Below are 16,956 nucleotides of genomic sequence, written 5' to 3'. Positions count from 1 at the left end.
TGACATTTGGAACTCAATCGTATTTTTCTGAACCCCGTCATTCGCCCCATTGAAGGGGTAATCAAGGCAGACGACGAGTCCAGTCTTTACAACGAACTCAGTGAGTATGTTCTTACAGATGAAGTTGCCAAGCGTCTGGAGCACTTCCTTGACGCTTACAACGACTACCACGGCGCCAACGGTGTCTGGGTGTCGGGCTTCTTCGGCTCAGGCAAATCACACCTGCTCAAGATGCTCGCCCTGCTGCTTGAAAATCGTCAGGTCGATGGCGGTAATGCGCTGGACATCTTCCTTCCCAAGATTTCGAAGGAAGACGAGTTGCTGCGTGCCGCGCTCAAGAAGGCCGTCGCCATTCCATCTCGAAGCATCCTGTTCAACATCGACCAGAAGGCCGATGTCATCAGCAAGACGCAAATCGACGCGCTGCTATCAGTGTTCGTCAAAGTCTTCAACGAGATGTGTGGATATTTCGGAAAGCAAGGCTACATTGCTCAATTCGAACGCGACCTCGACGGGCGCGACCAGCTCCTGCGGTTTAAAGACGCCTATCAAGGCCATGCAAAAAAATCGTGGGAACGGGGGCGCGAGCAGGCACTGCTGGAAGCAGGAAATATTGCCAAGGCCTATGCTGAGATCACGGGCGAAGATCCATCTCTAGCCAAGGGTATTCTCGATAAATACCGTAATCAGTACAGCGTCTCAATCGAAGACTTCGGCAACCAGGTCAAAAACTGGCTCGACAAGAAGCCGGTGAACTTCCGTCTCAATTTTTTTGTGGACGAAGTCGGCCAGTACGTCGCTGAAAACACCAAGCTCATGACCAACCTGCAAACGGTAGCCGAAAGTCTGGCCACCAAATGCCAGGGGCGCGCGTGGATCATCGTCACAGCACAGGAGGACATGAACTCGGTGCTGGGTGACATGAGCCGGCAGCAGAGCAACGACTTCACCAAGATCCAGGCGCGTTTCGCCAACAGACTTAAGCTGACCAGCGCCGACGTGGCCGAGGTGATCCAGAAGCGGTTGCTCACCAAGAACGACATCGGTACCGAGCTGCTGAAGACGACTTATGCCCAACAGCTCAACAACTTTAAGACGCTGTTCGACTTTGCCGATGGCGGTCAGGTCTACCAGAATTACCGCGACGAGGAACACTTCACATACGCCTACCCATTCGTACCCTACCAGTTTCCACTGTTCCAGTCGGCCATTCGAGGCATTTCGGTACACAATGGATTCGAAGGTAAGGCCAGCTCAGTGGGCGAGCGCTCCATGCTCGGAGTGTTCCGCGAGGTGGCCATCGCCATTGATAATGAACCTGTCGGTCAACTGGCTACTTTCGACCGCATGTTCGAAGGTATTAGGGGCGCGCTGAAAAGTGGTATCCAAAGCGCCATCAACACCGCAGAACGCAACTTGGGTGACCCTTACGCCGTTCGGGTTCTCAAGGCGCTATTCCTGGTCAAGTACGTCAAAGAGTTCAAGGCCACGCTGCGCAATCTGGGTGTGCTGATGCTAGAGCGCTTTGGCGAAGATCTGCCCGCCCAGCGCAGAAAACTGGAAGCGGCGCTCAACCTGCTGGAGCAGCAAACGTACGTCCAGCGCAATGGCGACCTCTACGAATATCTGACCGATGAGGAAAAAGACGTAGAAGAGGAAATCAAGAACACCGAGGTCGAAACGGCCGACGTGATCAAGGAGCTGGAAACCCTGCTGTTCGACGGGGTGATCAAGCAGCGCAAGATCCGTCACAGCAACGGCCAAGATTACGCCTACACCCGTAAGATGGATGACCGCTCGCTGAGCCGCGAGCATGAGCTCGCGATTCACATCATCACCCCGCTAAGCGACAACTTCGACAACATTACGCTGCAACGCATGCAGAGCATGGGACGTGACGAGTTGCGGGTAGTGCTGCCTGCCGATGCACGCTTCATGCAAGACCTGGCCATGCACAAGCGCACGGAGAAATACATCCGTCAAAACAGCAACACTCAGCAGGAAGCCGTCAAGCGAATACTGGATGCCAAGGGCTTCCAGAACACCGAGCGCATGAGTGAACTGCAAATGCGTGCGAAAGCGCTACTGGGCAAAGCCACGCTGATAATCAACGCCGCCGATGTTGACGTTAGCAGTGAAGATGGCCAGACGCGGGTGCTCAAAGGCTTTGACCACTTAATCCAGACCACCTATTCGAACCTGCGCATGCTGCGCGATCTGCCCTTCAATGAAGCCGATGTAGGCAAGCACCTGCGCATGGTCGAAGACAGTCTGCTAGCCAACGATGCCACCAGCCTTACCGAGCCCGAGCAGGAACTGCTGGCCTTCATTCAAAGCAACGCGCGCAGCGGCGTCCGCACTACCGTCAAGAGTTTGATCGAACGGTTCGAGCGCAAGAACTACGGCTGGTACTACGCTGCCATCCTGTGCAACCTGGCCTTGCTCAGTGCGCGCGGTAAAGTCGAAATCCGCCAGGACAGCAATGCCTTGGAAGCCGACGCTCTGGAACGTAGCCTGCGCAACACCAATGCGCATGCCACCCTGGTGCTGGAGCCGCAGGTCGAATTCACCGCCTCGCAAGTCCGCACGCTCAAAGATTTCTTCGCTGACTTCTTCGACAAACCAGCGATCAGTAACGAGGCAAGGGCCCTCGCGCGCGAAACCATCGACGCTCTCAAGGACTTGGAAATCGAACTGGTCGAACTCAACGCCCAAAAGGCGCTATACCCCTTCCTAAGCGTGTTCGACGCCGTACTGGTCACCTTAAAAGAAGTGGCCGAGAAGAACGTCAACTGGTTCTTGACCGATCTCGCTCGCGCGCAAGATGCACTGCTCGAAAGCAAAGAAACACTGATCGACCCGCTGCGCCGCTTCATGAAAAGCCCGCAAAAGGCGATCTTCGATCAGGCGCGTCAACTCGTCAACGACCATGAGGACAACTTCGCCTTTGTGCCCTCGGCTGAAGTCGATATCGTTCAAGCGTTACTGATCGACAAGCGTCCGTGGCAAGGCAACCGTCTGCAACAAACCAAGCCCCAGCTGGACGCTTTGCAGCAGCGTATTGCTAACCAACTGGCGAGCGAAAAGTCAACCGCCGCAAATCGGCTCGATGAATTGTCACAGCGCCTACAGGGCACTGACGAATATGTGGGCCTGAGAGCGGACGATCAGGCCAAACTAGCAAAACCTTTCCACGATGTGCGCCAGTCGATGCAGAACCAGAAACGCATCGCTATGATCCAGAACCAGTTGCGTCACTTTGAAGACGAACGCTATCCGCAGTTGCTGCTCGAACTCGAAGGCCTGGCCAAGCCCAAATCGGGCACGCCCCCACCCAGCGCTCAGGACGGTGCTCCTCCGCAATCTGATGGCGGCAAGCCAGCGACGACAATACTGCGCCCCGTCGTGGCCGAGCCTCGCCTGGTACCAGCCCGCACCATCAAGGTAGGTTATGCCAAACCTTGGTTGGCCAGCGAGTCTGAACTGGACGATTACCTTAAACAACAGCGCGAAGCCTGGCTGAAAGAAATTCAGGCAGGCAATCGCGTACAGGTATAGAGGCTCAAATGCTAGAAAAACTCGAACTAAAGAATTTCGCCAAGTTCTCTGATCTCCCTATCAAGTTCTCGCCACGCATCAACATCGTGATCGGCGAAAATGGCACTGGGAAGACCCAGCTGCTTAAGGCCGCCTACGCCGCCAACGCGGCTTTGAGCGATGAGCTACAAGGTACAGATCTGGCCAAGCGACTCTGCAGAATCTACCGCCCCACCGGCGATAGCCTGGGAAAACTGGTTCGGCATGGTACACCGGTGGGTGCGCATGCCGAAATAGATGCTCAATTTGCTGGTGGCCAACGCTTGCAGGCCAGATTCACCTCAGCCTCGAAGACCGTTGCGTTGCCCGGCATCGCCGCGCAACCCTCGCTAGGTGCACCTCTCTTCTTGCCCACCAAGGAAGTGCTATCCCTGCTGCGCGGCATCAAAAGCAAAGACGCCGACCTAAAAACCATTGAGTCCATCTTCGACAGCACCTACCTAGATCTCTGCGAAAAATTGATGGCTAAAAAGCCGCTCAAGGCGGAAGACGTGATCGAAAGCGATCCGCGTTTCGGTGCTGTTTACGAAAAACTGGTGAATGCACTGGAGGGGCGCTTCAGTCTGACCGACATTGGCGGCTCGGTGCTGATGTCGTTTGATCCGGGCCAGTATCAGGTGCAGCGAGACAAGGATCAGCACGATCTGAATACCCGAATGCAGGCGAAATTTCTCGCAACGAAGGGCGAAAGCATCTCCGCCAATATGGCGGCCGAGGGTATCCGTAAGCTTGGTATTCTTCAGTTGCTCTTGCAAAATCGCCAGCTTGACCCTGGCCGGACCGGAACTTTGTTCTGGGACGAGCCTGAAACCAATATGAATCCCAAGTTAATGAAATTGCTGGTGGAAATCCTGCTGGAGCTGTCACGCAATGGTCAGCAGATTATTCTGGCAACGCACGACTATGTGCTGCTCAAGTGGTTTGATCTTCTTGTCAACAAGGGCCAAGGAGATCACATTAGGTTTCATGCGCTTTCAACCGAAAATGGACAGGTGGTTGTGCAAACCGCAGATGACTACCGGCAGTTGAACAACAACGCAATCGCCAACACCTTCAATGATCTCTATGACGAAGAAATCAAGCGCTCACTGGGAGGGGCTTGATGACGGTTCTATCTGAAAATGATCTGGAGTTTGATTTCAGTACGGCCATTGAAGCGATTTGCTTTGACGACGATGCCTTGCACAAGCAAAGTACGATGAAGCGCGTGGATTTTATCGCAGAATTTTCTGACCGCTTTATTTTTCTTGAGATCAAAGATCCCGACAATCCAGCGGCTGCAAATTCGGACGCGTTCAAGAAAAAACTGCTGAGTGGAAATCTAATTCCAGATTTGGCCGGGAAGTATAGAGACAGTTTGTGGTTTCGAACGCTGAGTGGAAAAGCGAACAAACCCACACACTACATTGTATTGCTGTCGATGGCCAGTTTGGAGCCGGCCTTGCTGCTGGCAAAACAGGATGAGCTACAACGCTCGTTGCCAATAAAACATACAGATTGGTCTGCGCCATGCGCTCAGGCCTGTGTCATTTTGAATTTAGAGCAGTACAAAAAGCAGTTCGGCACAGATTCGGTCCGTCGCTTGAGTGCTGGAGAGTAACTATGGAAACCACCAAACTACGCCGCTTTGCCCAATATGCCCGCCGCACTCTGCTAGAAGTGGTCGAGGCGCGCTTGCAACTGGTTTTGCATGTCGGCAGCGCCGCTCGGCGTGAAAATGCCGATGCCACCAAAAAGCTCGAAGAAGCCATCAAAAACCATGGCGAAGCGCAGGTGATCGAGCGCGTGGCCTACATCTGGTTCAACCGCTTTTGCGCCCTGCGTTTTATGGATGTTAACCGCTACACCCGTATCGGTGTGGTGTCGCCTGCCGAGGGGCAGTTCCAGCCAGAAATTTTGGCCGAGGCCAAGATGGGACATATCGACGATGAGATGGTGCCGGAGAAAATCCGTCAGCAGATCTTTGCCTTACTTGACGGTAAGGCACCCAGCCACGACCCGCAGGGCGAAGCTTATCGCCTGCTGGTCGTAGCAGCCTGCAACGCCTTTCACCGCGCCATGCCATTTTTATTCGAGCGCATCGCCGACTACACCGAACTGCTGATGCCCGACGACCTGCTCTCGGGCAATTCCATCCTGGCCTATACCCGCGAGGCGATGACACCTGACGCGTGCGAAGATGTCGAAGTCATCGGCTGGCTCTACCAGTTCTACATCTCCGAGAAAAAAGATGCTGTGTTCGAGGGGCTTAAGAAGAACCAGAAAATTACACCCGAAAACATTCCCGCCGCCACCCAGCTTTTCACCCCGCACTGGATCGTGCGCTACCTGGTGGAAAACTCCCTAGGCCGCCTGTGGCTGCTCAACCGTCCGAGTTCGAAACTGGCCGAGAAAATGGACTACTACATCCAGCCCGAGCAGCCGGACACCAATTTTCTTAAGCTCGCCAGTCCCGAAGAGATCAAAATTTGCGACCCGGCCTGCGGCTCCGGCCACATGCTGACCTACGCTTTTGACCTGCTCTACGCCATTTACGAGGAAGAAGGCGTTGACCCGGCCGAGATACCGGAAAAAATCCTTACTTACAACCTCTTCGGCGTCGAGCTAGACGAACGTGCAGGGGAACTGGCTGCTTTCGCATTGACCATGAAAGCGCGGGCCAAACAACGCCGCTTCTTCAATAAGGCTATCAAGCCAAACATCTGCGTGTTGGAAAAAATCAGTTTTAACGCAGCCGAGCTGGCCGATTACATGGATTTCGTTGGGCGTGACCTTTTTACGCTCGGACTGCGAGACACTCTACAGCAATTCGAGGAGGCAGATAACTTCGGCTCGCTGATTTGTCCGAAACTATCTAACACTGAAGATCTCTTACTAGTTCTCGAAGCGAAGGATATGGTGGGTAACCTGTTTCTTGCCGATACCCACGTCAAGGTTCTGAGGGTTCTGCGTATGACAGATTTCCTTAGCCCCCGTTATACGGTCATAGTCGCCAATCCTCCTTATCTTGATCTTGGAAACATGAATCCGACGCTAAAATCATTCGTTGAGAGCTTTTATCCGGATACTAAGCAGGGACTTGATTCTACTTTTATCGAAAATGCAAAGAGGAAAACCGTTTATGGAGGAATCTTTGCGCTAATTACACAACGCAGCTGGATGTTTCTTTCCCGTCTTGAAGACTTCCGTCGAAGACTTCTTACTGAATCCACGCTGTTGGATTTGTGTTATCTCGGGACAGAGGTATTCCCCGAAATAAACGGAGAAAAAGTACAAAACACAGCTTTTGTTTTTGAAAATAGCCCTCCCGCAGAGCGTTTGAGCCATTTTTGCGACCTAAGTGACGTTCCAGGTCGAGTAAAAGAGACACATTTTAAAGAAGGTGCTATGCAATTCAAATTACCGGCTAAGGAATGTCTTCTTCTACCAGGTGCCCCTTTGGCTTTTTGGGCATCTGACAAGCTCATTCATGCATTCGCAAGTAACGAGTCCGTAAGCGATCGCGCAGATATTCGCGTCGGATTAGATACTGGTGATAACAGTCAATTCCTTCGTTCGTGGTTTGAGGTTTCAAACGAAAATACAGTATTTAATGCATCCTCTCAGGAGGAAGTTGTCATGAAAAATGCCCGCTGGGTTCCTCACACAAAAGGCGGAGAGTACCGCAAATGGTTTGGAAATCTCACGGATGTGATTGCGTTCGGGGATAGCGATTACAACGCATTGAGTAAACAAGGGAATAAACTTCCTTCTCGAACATACTATTTCCGAGAAGGAGTTTTCTATACACGTGTCAGTTCTGGCGCAGCATCATTCCGTTTGGCACCAGCGGGTGCCGTTTTTAATTCTGCTAGCCCAACAGCATTCATTGATAGAGAGCGATTCAGTACGGTTTTCTGTTTATTGAATTCAAAAGTAAGTGAAGTAATGCTTCGGTGTTTATCACCAACGCTAAACTTTCAAGCGGGTGAAATTCGTAAACTACCTATACCCAATAAGATGGTGGAGGAGCAATGCTCGCCCATCCTTCTCGGTTTGATAAAAGCCGCGAGGTATGACTGGGACGCGTTTGAAACCTCATGGGACTTCTCCAGCCTGCCACTGCTAAATCCAGACTACCGTCAACCGACTCTGACGGCTAGCTATCAGAAACTCCGCGCCCATTGGCGGGAAATCGTGCAAGAGGTGCAGCGACTAGAGAACGAGAACAACCGCATCTTCATCGAGGCCTATGGCCTACAGGATGAGTTGACGCCCGAAGTACCGCTCAGCGAAATCACACTGACCTGTAACCCGCACTTCCGCTATGGGAAGGGTAAGGGCGAAGAAGAACTGGAAGCGCTGCTGCTGACCGACACCGTTCGCGAGTTGATCTCCTTCGCTGTGGGTTGTATGTTTGGTCGCTACGCGCTTGACAAGCCGGGGCTGATTCTTGCCAACCAGGGCGAAACCATCGACGACTATCTGATCAAGGTGCCGGAACCAAGCTTTGCAGTTGATGACGATAACGTAATCCCCATGCTCGACGGCGACTGGTTCACGGACGACATCGCCGAGCGCTTCCGCAAGTTCCTACGCGTGGCCTTTGGCGAGACGCATTTTGAGGAAAACCTGAAGTTTATTGAACTGGCGCTGGGCAAAAACGGCAAGGCTCGTGAGATCCGTGACTACTTCCTCAAGGATTTTTACAACGACCATGTAAAGCGCTACAAGAAGCGCCCCATCTACTGGCTGTTTTCAAGTCCCAAGGGCAGCTTCAACGCGCTGATTTATCTGCACCGCTACCGCCAGGATACGGTGAGCGTGGTGCTCAACGGCTACCTGCGTGACTTCCGCAACAAGCTGGCGGCGCACCTAAATTACATGCAGCATGTGGGCATCAGCACCACGGCCAGCCAGGGCGAGAAGACCCGCGCCAACAAGGAGATCGACAGCATCAAGAAGCAATTGCAGGAACTGGACGACTATGAGCGCGACACTCTCTACCCGCTGGCCACCGAGCAGGTAGCGCTGGATCTCGATGATGGCGTCAAGGTCAACTATCTCAAACTCGGCCCGGCCCTGAAGAAGATCGTCGGGTTGGATGCGAAGGGCGAGGAGTGACGCCGATGAGCAACCTCAAAATTATACAAGCTCTCACCAACCTGTTCGACAAACAACGCATCGTGTTCTGGTACGACACACGGCACGAGTTTCGTGCTGACTTTGTCGCGCTGGAACTGCCCGGCATTGAGAAGATCGAATTGACCAACAACGAGTTTGGCATTAAGCACCGTGTGCTGCGCGCTCAGCAGACGCAAAAGTTTTTGCTCTACCGCGATGGACCGGAGCCTGAGCACCTGCACAACTGGTTGCTGGATGTGCAACTAGCCAGCGGCCACACTTTCCGTACCGATCAGGTGGCGCTGTGGCTGGCGGAGCTGGAGCTGGGGCCGGACTGCTACCCGCTGCTGGAGGCTCACGTGGCGTTTTTTGAGGCTGCCAAACGCCGCGAAGCCTTGCACTCCATGTTGGAGAGCGGAGACAGCCAAAACGCCCTGTGCCAGAAGATGCTGGCGGTCTGCGTGGGCAGCGAACCCCGCCTCGATGTAATGCTTGAAGAGCTGCTGGCCGATCTGGCCAAGGGCTCCGATGCGCGCATGAAGCTGATCGAACGCAGCGGCCTTAGTGAGTTTTTGTGGGAGCGAATGAAACGCGCCTACGGCTACGCGTCCGATCAGCCTGGCCTGCGTGATTTTGTGATCGAGCTGTTCAAAACCTGTTTCTTTGCAGACATAGAACCGGACTACAAGGCGCGCCTATCTGCCGAGGCGCAGATGTTCATCAATCGCTGGAAAGACAGCCGCGCCCATAGCCAGAGCTATGAAGCCCTGTCGGACGAGTGCGCTGCCATCCTCCAGATTGACGAGAAGCTGCAGAGCATTGATTACCGTTCACTCAAGGAGCTGGATTACTTCGAGCTGATCGACCAGAAGATTCTCAGCGACCTGGTACGGGATGTGGTGGCACGCACTGTCTCTGCGCAAGAGGTAGAACTGTGGGTACGGCAACGCCGGCAGGGGCACTGGTTTGAACGCTTCAAAGACGTTTACCTTACCATCGAGCATGGTGCGCAGTTTATTCAGTTGCTGGACATCGCCCAGCTGGAGATGAGCTCTTTGGAGGATGGTGTCAAGAAGTACGCGCAGACCTGGTTCCGACTAGACCAGCGCTATCGCAAATTCATCCATCATGCACGAGAGTCGGGGCAGACTTCCCTTTTGCAGGATCTCAACCACCTGATCGAGAACCTGTACACCAACAACTTTCTGGTGCGGCTCAATGACCGTTGGCAAATCTTCGTCGATGCGAGTACGCGCTGGGAGGCCGCGTCCGTGATCTCACAATCGCAATTTTTCAGCCGCTTTGTGCGGCCATATCTGGATCGTAAGGCTAAGGTCTGTGTGCTGATTTCAGACGCTTTCCGGTATGAGATCGGCGAAGAGCTGCAAAGCCTGATCCGCCGTGAGGATCGCTTTGATGCTGAGCTGGTGCCCGTCTTGTCTTGTCTGCCTAGCTACACCCAGCTGGGTATGGCTGCGCTGCTGCCCAACCAAACGCTGCAGTTGATAGAGGATGACAGCGGCCACGCGCTGGTCAATGGCCAGAGCAGCATGGGCTCGGCAAACCGGGCCAAAATTCTGGCGTCGGCCGTGCCGGCATCGACCGTGGTGCTGGCCAAGGATGTGCTGGGCATGGGACGAGATGAATCGCGCGCGCTGATGCGTGACCACGATGTTGTCTATGTCTATCACAACCTGATCGACAAAACGGGCGACACGCGTGATACCGAGGAGCGCGTGTTTGGCGCGGCCGAGGAAACGCTGGACGAGTTGTTGCGCCTGGTGAAGAAACTGACCAATGCCAATGCGAGTAATTTGCTCGTTACAGCAGATCACGGTTTCATCTATCAAAACCGACCTCTGGCAGAGAGTGATTTCCTCAGCGCCGAGCCCGAGGGCAGCCAAGTTCTTTACACCGACCGCCGCTTTGTGCTGGGCAAGGGGCTGCGGGCCAAGCCCGGCTTCAAGACCTTCAGCCCCGAGCAGTTGTCACTGGCGGGCACGCTGGAGGTGCAAATCCCCAAATCCATTAATCGTTTGCGCCTGAAAGGTTCCGGCAGCCGGTTCGTGCATGGTGGGGCCACCTTGCAGGAGGTTGTGATTCCGGTCATCAGTATCAACAAGAAGCGCCAGAGCGACGTGGGCCGGGTGGACGTGGACTTCATCGGCGGCGGTGGCAAAACCATCACCACAGGGCAGCTGGCCGTGGTGCTCTACCAGACCGAGCCGATCACCGAGAAGAAGCAGGCGCGGCGCTTGAAGGCGGGCATCTACACCCTGGCGGGTGAGTCGATCTCCGACACGCATGACCTGACCTTCGACTTTGCTTCCGACAACCCGCGCGAGCGCGAGTTGCCAGTGCGCTTCATCCTCAGCCGCAAGGCGGATGATTTCAACAACCAGCAGGTAGAACTGCGCCTGGATGAACAGGTAGACGGCACCTCGCACTACGCTAAATACCAGGCGGTGCGTTATGCGATCCGCCGTTCGCTCTCCAGTGATTTTGATTTTTGAGTGAATGCCAGAGGAACTACCCATGAGCCAGCTAGACGATAAAATCAATCAGCACTTCGCCGGCCTGGTGGTCCGCAAGGATCTGGTCAAGACGGTGAAGGGTAATGCCATCGTGCCTACCTACGTGCTGGAGTATTTGCTCGGGCAGTATTGCGCCACCAATGACGAAGCCACTATTAAAGCGGGTATCGATACAGTCCGAGAAATCCTGCGCAAGCACTACGTGCACCGCAACGAAGCGGGTCTGGTGCGTTCGACGATCAAAGAGAAAGGCCGACACAAGGTTATTGACCGGATCAGCGTGGCGCTGAACGATAAATCGGATGCCTACGAGGCAGAGTTCGCCAATCTTGGTGTTAAGAAAGTGGTGATCGACTCGGCCACGGTTAAAGCGCACCCCAAACTGCTGGTCGGTGGGGTCTGGTGTATCGCCGACCTTGAATATATGTTCACCGAAGATAAGAACGCGACGCCTTGGATATTGGCCTCGATCAAGCCGATTCAGCTATCGCATTTCGACTTCGACGGCTATTTACAGGCCCGTAAGCAGTTTAGTACCGACGAGTGGATTGACCTGCTGATCCAGAGTGTGGGCTTTAACCCGCAGATGTTCGGCAAACGCAATAAGCTCAGTCAACTTGTGCGCCTGATTCCGTTTTGTGAGCGCAACTACAACCTGATCGAGCTGGGGCCAAAAGGCACCGGCAAGTCTCACATTTTCTCGGAGTTTTCTCCTCACGGCATCCTGGTCTCTGGCGGCGAGGTAACGGTACCCAAGCTGTTCGTTAACAATAGCAGCGGCAAATTGGGACTAGTAGGCTACTGGGACGTGGTGGCCTTCGATGAGTTCGCTGGCAAGCAGAAGAAGGTCGACAAAGCGCTGGTCGACATTCTGAAGAACTACATGGCCAACAAAACTTTCTCCCGGGGCGTGGAGACGTTGGGAGCCGAGGCCAGCATGGTATTCGTCGGCAACACGGACCATACGGTGCCGTACATGCTTAAGCATTCGGATTTGTTCGATCCGCTGCCCGAAAAGTTCCACGACTCGGCTTTCCTGGACCGTATCCATAGCTACATCCCGGGATGGGAGGTGGACGTCATCCGTGGCGAGATGTTTTCGGACGGTTACGGCTTTGTCGTCGATTACCTTGCCGAGATTCTGCGCTCGCTGCGCAGTCATGACTTTTCTGACAGATACAAAGCGAAATTCCGGCTCTCCGACGACATATCGACTCGCGACCGCGACGGCATCAATAAGACCTTCTCAGGCTTGATGAAGATCCTCTACCCACATGGTGAAGCTTCAGATGCAGAAGTCGAGGAAGTGCTATGTTCAGCCATCGAAGGCCGCAAGCGGGTCAAGGACCAACTCCTGCGCATCGACTCCACCTATCCTGCTGTTCGATTCGTTTACTTGACCAATGACGGACAGGAGAAGTCTGTCCGGACGCTGGAAGAGGATGAGTATCCAAATTCCTATCACCGTAAGGTTGCGACCGAAAGCGCATCAGATGACTGGGTGGCGCAGGCACCAGAGCTCCCTGCAGCCCCCCCCAGTGTAGCCGTCGTCAGTCCGTCGGTCGCAGTGGCAGCCCCATCGACTGCCGCTCTGGAACAGTTGAAGGAGGCGCATCTCGTCTTTCAGGAAAACCAGCGGGGCGTAAGCTTCGATAAGCTGTTTGGGCCTTACTTGGCCGGAGCAAGCCGTATCACCATCACTGACCCATACCTGCGCCTGTTTCACCAGCAACGTAACCTGATGGATCTTCTGGAGACCATCAGCAAGCAGGTAGGCTCCGAGGACGAGGTATCGGTCCATGTCGTCACGGCGGAGGATGAGTTCAATGGTGATCGCCAGACCGAGAACTTCCAGAAAATGGCCAATGCCTGCACAGGCATTGGCATCCAGTTCACTTGGGAGTACGGCAAGACGGGAGCCAAGGATGATCGTGACATCACGACCGACCATGGCTGGAAAATCGTCTTGAGCCGTGGGCTTGATGTCTTCCAGCGCTACGAACTCAACGATGTATTCAGCTTCACCAGCCGCTTGCAGCAGCACCGTCAGTGCAAGGAGTTTAATGTCACGTACGTAAAAATTGCATAGGCCTGAAAACTACGTGTTTCAATGGTCCTGGTAATTGGGCCCATCGGAAACGGCTTTGCATTCGGCGGAAAAAATTTGATGGTCAATGGAATGGAGAAGTCGGTGCCGATGATTGCGGCCTCGCCGGGCTGTTGACGCAGACAATTTTTTGATCCAGCTGCCGATTTTTGGTAACCTACGTCCATAGCCAGCAAACCATTTTACGTCGAAAACATGTACGCAACCTGTTTTCGGTGTCCTGTGTTCGGTCGGGTCTCGGGGCGAAGCCCTGAGTTGACTGCAACGGGTGCGCAGCAACCTAGCAGTAAAAATTCTAGATGTGTGTTGCACACACATCTAGCATCCTGTCCTTCTTCTTGGTTCTTGTTTTGCTGTAAATCGTAAGCGAGTTTTCGGCATGTTTGCGGCATCTGTGAGGCAAGGCGTAGGCGAGTCTGTTGGGAGAATTTGTGTAGTCTGTGGTATCTGCACGGTGATTTGATGGCTGATATGGATCGAGCGCTGAACCGCTTCGCCATCCAGTTTGAAGACCGGGTGCCGCAGGCTTAAACGAAAACCCGTCTACACAGAATCCAGTACAACCCCATGGCCAGTTTCGAATGCGAGCGGTTAGCTGCAGACTTCCACCAGTTTCGCACCAACAACGCCGCACGGACCTCGTACAATCGAGTCATATCAGCCATCAACTCACCGTGCAGCTACCACAGACTACCCAAATTCTCCCAACAGACTCGCCTACGCATCGCCTCAGAGATGCCACAAACATGCCGAAAACTCGCTTACGATTTACAGCAAACTCGCTTACGATTTGCAGCAAAACAAGAGCCAAGAAGAAGGACAGGATGCCGGATGTGTGCCTGTCGGCACAATCCAGGGTTTCGTCCGCTAGCTCGCTTCGCGCCCGTCGCAGTCAACTCAGGGCTTCACCCCGAGACCCATAACCTCAAGAAATAAATTGCATATATGCAATTTTCATGAAATGATGAGGCTATGACAAAGCTTTTCAAAAAGAAGGATCCATCCGAGTTGAGATCAGTTGCGCGTCGAATTCGACTGACCGAAGAAGAGGACAAAAAAATCCGCCACTCAGCGAGCATCCGGCAAATGGACATATCTGAATTCATCCGCCGCGCAGCCCTTGGCCGTAAAGCAAACGTAGACTACGAGACCGAAATCGTCTTGGCACTTAGCGATGTTACCCGAGTCATCCGTGGCCTACATGCGGCTTTGGTTGAACGAGGAATTACGCCGCCAGAAGATGAATGGCGCCCAGTAATTTTGGATGCTAGGGCAGCAATTCTGCGGATAAGTAAATGAGGTGAAGTAGGATTGTTGGCGCCGACTCCAAATTGAACTAGGCTGCCGAGATTTTTTGACCCTGGTCTCGCGCAAACGCAGACCCAGTGCGGTTTCCCTCAGCCGTGCCTGGGTTAGCCGTACTCGCGCTGTGGGTCAATGTAGCGTCGGCGCCAACATTCGATTAACAGAAACAGGCTTTCTGGCCGAGCTGGAGGAAGTGCGCACGCTTGAGCATGCGGATATCCGGGAGCTGGCCAGCATCCTGTTCGCGATGGGCGTTACGGCAGACGATGCGCATGGCGGCGACTGGCGCGAGGGCTCATCATATCCTGATGAGCGGCCAACAGATCGCCTTAAAAGTCGCTTTGCTCCGGCTGGCGGGGCAATATTTTGGGCCGGCGGATGATGATTTTTCTTGATACCGAATTTACTGGACTCGACCAAGACAAGCCGGATTTGATTTCGATTGGGTCGGTGGACGGGGCTGGCCGCGAGTTATATGCAGAGCTGCCCCTCGTCCATTACGCCGTCCAGTGCAATGGGTGGGTGCATTTCAACGTGGTGCCTCACCTGTGGGGCGAGGATCATGTCCATAGCGTGGCGGCAACCTGTGATCGGTTGACCGCTTGGCTTGCCGGCATTCAGGATTGCGCTGTGATCGTTAGGGATTGCCCGGACCCTGATTTTGGCTTACTGTGCCGGCTTCTGGTCGAGTGGCCGAATAACTTGGCGCCGGCGCCGATGCTTTTTACGGCGTGGTCGATGGGCGACGACGAGCAGCCAGAATTGCACGCGCGGATGGCAAGCTACCACACGCCAGAACGGCCGGCGCACTATGCGTTGCACGATGCCCATTCCCTGCGGATTGGTGCTCTCTACACCCTTGGGTCTGGCTGGCAACTGCCATGATTGTCTTCCTTGACTTCGATGGCGTGATGCACGAAATCGCCTGTACATCCAAAGCCCTGTTTCTCCATGCATCTCGATTTTCGGAGGTGCTGCGCGATCATCCTGGTATCGAAGTCGTGGTTTCGTCCGACTGGCGCAAGGACGCCGGCAGCGTGGCCGAGCTGGCGGTGCATTTCGATCTTGACGTCCGCCATCGGTTTATCGGCGTGACCGGCATCGAGGGCAAGGAACCGCGCCAGCGCGAACGCGAGTGCTGGCAATGGCTGCGCGCGCACGGGCGCGAGCATGTGCGCTGGATTGCTGTTGACGACTGCCCGGACAACTTCGGGCCGGATCTACCTGGCGCCGGGGCGGCGTTGTTCACGGACCCCAGTGCGGGCCTCGATGTCGAGGCGGTGGCGATCCTGCGCGCCATGATCGCGGCGCCGGCGCCGGCCACACAGTTTTGCTACGACCGTGCCAATCTAAGCGGGTGGGCGCTGTGGGGTGATGGTGCCGCCATAATTTAAACCGTGCTTAGCCCAGTAGGGCCAGAGCGGCCGTGCCATTTGTCATCGACCCAGCATGTCCAGTCCCATGCATAGGCAAGTTTTCCTTCGCCCTCGAAGATTGGAGTCTGCGAGCCGGTCAAGGCTTCCCCGAATTGGCCGCGCCACGGTTCTGGTATCTCAACCAGGCGCACAAAATATGGGCGTCCGTTGTGCTCATGGATAGGAACCGATGCGATTAAATTGTCACGAGTCATGAGCGGGGTAAAAATGTTGTGCATTGTAATCATGCTGGCTTCGTATGCCACAACCAGATTAGCAAGAGCGTTTAGGTGATTTCCTTCGGGCGTGCCTTTTTCCGCGGCCATGAGCGAGTCGATTTCTTTTAGTGCGGCCTGGTAATCGTCTGGTGGTGGGATCGTAATGTTCATGCTCCCATCATAATGCGCCAGCATTCATACCTCACTTAAACGGGGTGGGAAAATGTTGCTAGTGGGATTTATAGGTAACTATAGTCTATTATATTTTTAGGCCTTTGCAGGTGTCGGAGGCACGGCATTTGATACGTGGTGAAGCCACTATGCCGCTGCCGGTAGCGATCCAGCCATCGTCTATGGCACGGCATTTGACCCCGTGCCGGCCATGGCAGGGTGCTGACCGCTGCGATGATCGAGCGCCAAAGGCACGGCATTTGATACGTGGTGAAGCCACTACGCTGATGCCGGTAACGATCCAGTCACCGCCTATGGCATGGCATTTGACCTGTGGCAGCTAGGGCAGGGTGCTGACCGCTGCGATGACCGAGTGCCAAAGACACGGCATTTGATACGTGGTGAAGCCACTATGCCGCTGCCGGTAGAGATCCAGCCACCGTCTATGGCACGGCATTTGACCCGTGCCAGCCAGGGCATGGGGCTGACCGCTGCGATGACCGAGT

Annotated in this window: 12 protein-coding genes; 11 read left to right on the top strand and 1 reads right to left on the bottom strand. The window is 54.3% G+C overall.

Translation table 11 applies throughout. The features are described 5' to 3' along the window. Positions 1-6: 6 nt before the first annotated feature. From brxC to QN379_RS09815, 10 genes are all read left to right on the top strand, one after another. Positions 7-3,558, top strand: a complete 3,552-nt coding sequence (gene brxC, locus QN379_RS09860) for a BREX system P-loop protein BrxC (protein WP_323506568.1) — start codon at positions 7-9, stop codon at positions 3,556-3,558. 8 nt (positions 3,559-3,566) lie between these two features. Next, positions 3,567-4,700 (top strand): AAA family ATPase, encoded by a 1,134-nt coding sequence (locus QN379_RS09855; RefSeq protein WP_323506567.1) that lies wholly within the window; start codon positions 3,567-3,569, stop codon positions 4,698-4,700. After that, entirely contained in the window at positions 4,700-5,197 is a 498-nt protein-coding gene (locus QN379_RS09850; RefSeq protein WP_323506566.1) for a hypothetical protein, read from the top strand. Before QN379_RS09855 ends, QN379_RS09850 begins: the two co-directional genes overlap by 1 nt. Positions 5,198-5,199: 2 nt before the next feature. Then, positions 5,200-8,700, top strand: a complete 3,501-nt coding sequence (gene pglX, locus QN379_RS09845) for a BREX-1 system adenine-specific DNA-methyltransferase PglX (protein ID WP_323506565.1) — start codon at positions 5,200-5,202, stop codon at positions 8,698-8,700. A gap of 5 nt (positions 8,701-8,705) precedes the next feature. Further along, positions 8,706-11,213, top strand: a complete 2,508-nt coding sequence (gene pglZ / locus QN379_RS09840; protein WP_323506564.1) for a BREX-1 system phosphatase PglZ type A — start codon at positions 8,706-8,708, stop codon at positions 11,211-11,213. 22 nt (positions 11,214-11,235) lie between these two features. Further along, positions 11,236-13,323 carry a BREX system Lon protease-like protein BrxL gene (gene brxL, locus QN379_RS09835; protein WP_323506563.1) on the top strand — a complete coding sequence of 696 codons (2,088 nt, stop codon included), beginning with the start codon at positions 11,236-11,238 and terminating at the stop codon, positions 13,321-13,323. 990 nt (positions 13,324-14,313) lie between these two features. Continuing rightward, positions 14,314-14,640, top strand: coding sequence for a plasmid mobilization protein (locus tag QN379_RS09830; protein WP_323506562.1), 327 nt, complete (start codon positions 14,314-14,316; stop codon positions 14,638-14,640). Positions 14,641-14,695: 55 nt separating this feature from the next. Next, entirely contained in the window at positions 14,696-15,028 is a 333-nt protein-coding gene (locus tag QN379_RS09825; RefSeq protein WP_323506561.1) for a hypothetical protein, read from the top strand. Beyond that, the gene (locus tag QN379_RS09820; protein WP_323506560.1) at positions 15,025-15,531 is read left to right on the top strand and encodes a hypothetical protein; all 507 of its coding nucleotides are present in this window, start codon (positions 15,025-15,027) and stop codon (positions 15,529-15,531) included. Before QN379_RS09825 ends, QN379_RS09820 begins: the two co-directional genes overlap by 4 nt. Continuing rightward, positions 15,528-16,040, top strand: coding sequence for an HAD domain-containing protein (locus tag QN379_RS09815; RefSeq protein ID WP_323506559.1), 513 nt, complete (start codon positions 15,528-15,530; stop codon positions 16,038-16,040). Before QN379_RS09820 ends, QN379_RS09815 begins: the two co-directional genes overlap by 4 nt. On the opposite strand, the gene QN379_RS09810 is transcribed toward QN379_RS09815, so the two are convergent. Then, positions 16,037-16,450 carry a hypothetical protein gene (locus tag QN379_RS09810; protein WP_323506558.1) on the bottom strand — a complete coding sequence of 138 codons (414 nt, stop codon included), beginning with the start codon at positions 16,448-16,450 and terminating at the stop codon, positions 16,037-16,039. The genes QN379_RS09815 and QN379_RS09810 overlap by 4 nt on opposite strands. Before the next feature lie 319 nt (positions 16,451-16,769). Here QN379_RS09810 and QN379_RS09805 point away from each other — a divergent pair. After that, on the top strand, positions 16,770-16,956 hold a 187-nt coding region (locus tag QN379_RS09805; RefSeq protein WP_323506557.1), incomplete at its 3' end, for a hypothetical protein.

The sequence above is a fragment of the Glaciimonas sp. Gout2 genome, from assembly GCF_035018905.1.
Classification (GTDB): Bacteria; Pseudomonadota; Gammaproteobacteria; order Burkholderiales; family Burkholderiaceae_D; genus Glaciimonas.
Note: the sequence above shows the minus strand (reverse complement) of the source record. Positions and strands in the feature narration are given on the sequence as shown.

Excerpts from the sequence above, each read along its gene's own strand:
- QN379_RS09855 (WP_323506567.1), top strand. The coding sequence starts at position 3,567 with ATGCTAGAAAAACTCGAACTAAAGAATTTCGCCAAGTTCTCTGATCTC.
- QN379_RS09850 (WP_323506566.1), top strand. The coding sequence starts at position 4,700 with ATGACGGTTCTATCTGAAAATGATCTGGAGTTTGATTTCAGTACGGCC.
- pglX (WP_323506565.1), top strand. The coding sequence starts at position 5,200 with ATGGAAACCACCAAACTACGCCGCTTTGCCCAATATGCCCGCCGCACT.
- pglZ (WP_323506564.1), top strand. The coding sequence starts at position 8,706 with ATGAGCAACCTCAAAATTATACAAGCTCTCACCAACCTGTTCGACAAA.
- brxL (WP_323506563.1), top strand. The coding sequence starts at position 11,236 with ATGAGCCAGCTAGACGATAAAATCAATCAGCACTTCGCCGGCCTGGTG.
- QN379_RS09830 (WP_323506562.1), top strand. The coding sequence starts at position 14,314 with ATGACAAAGCTTTTCAAAAAGAAGGATCCATCCGAGTTGAGATCAGTT.
- QN379_RS09820 (WP_323506560.1), top strand. The coding sequence starts at position 15,025 with ATGATGATTTTTCTTGATACCGAATTTACTGGACTCGACCAAGACAAG.
- QN379_RS09815 (WP_323506559.1), top strand. The coding sequence starts at position 15,528 with ATGATTGTCTTCCTTGACTTCGATGGCGTGATGCACGAAATCGCCTGT.
- QN379_RS09810 (WP_323506558.1), bottom strand. The coding sequence starts at position 16,450 with ATGAACATTACGATCCCACCACCAGACGATTACCAGGCCGCACTAAAA.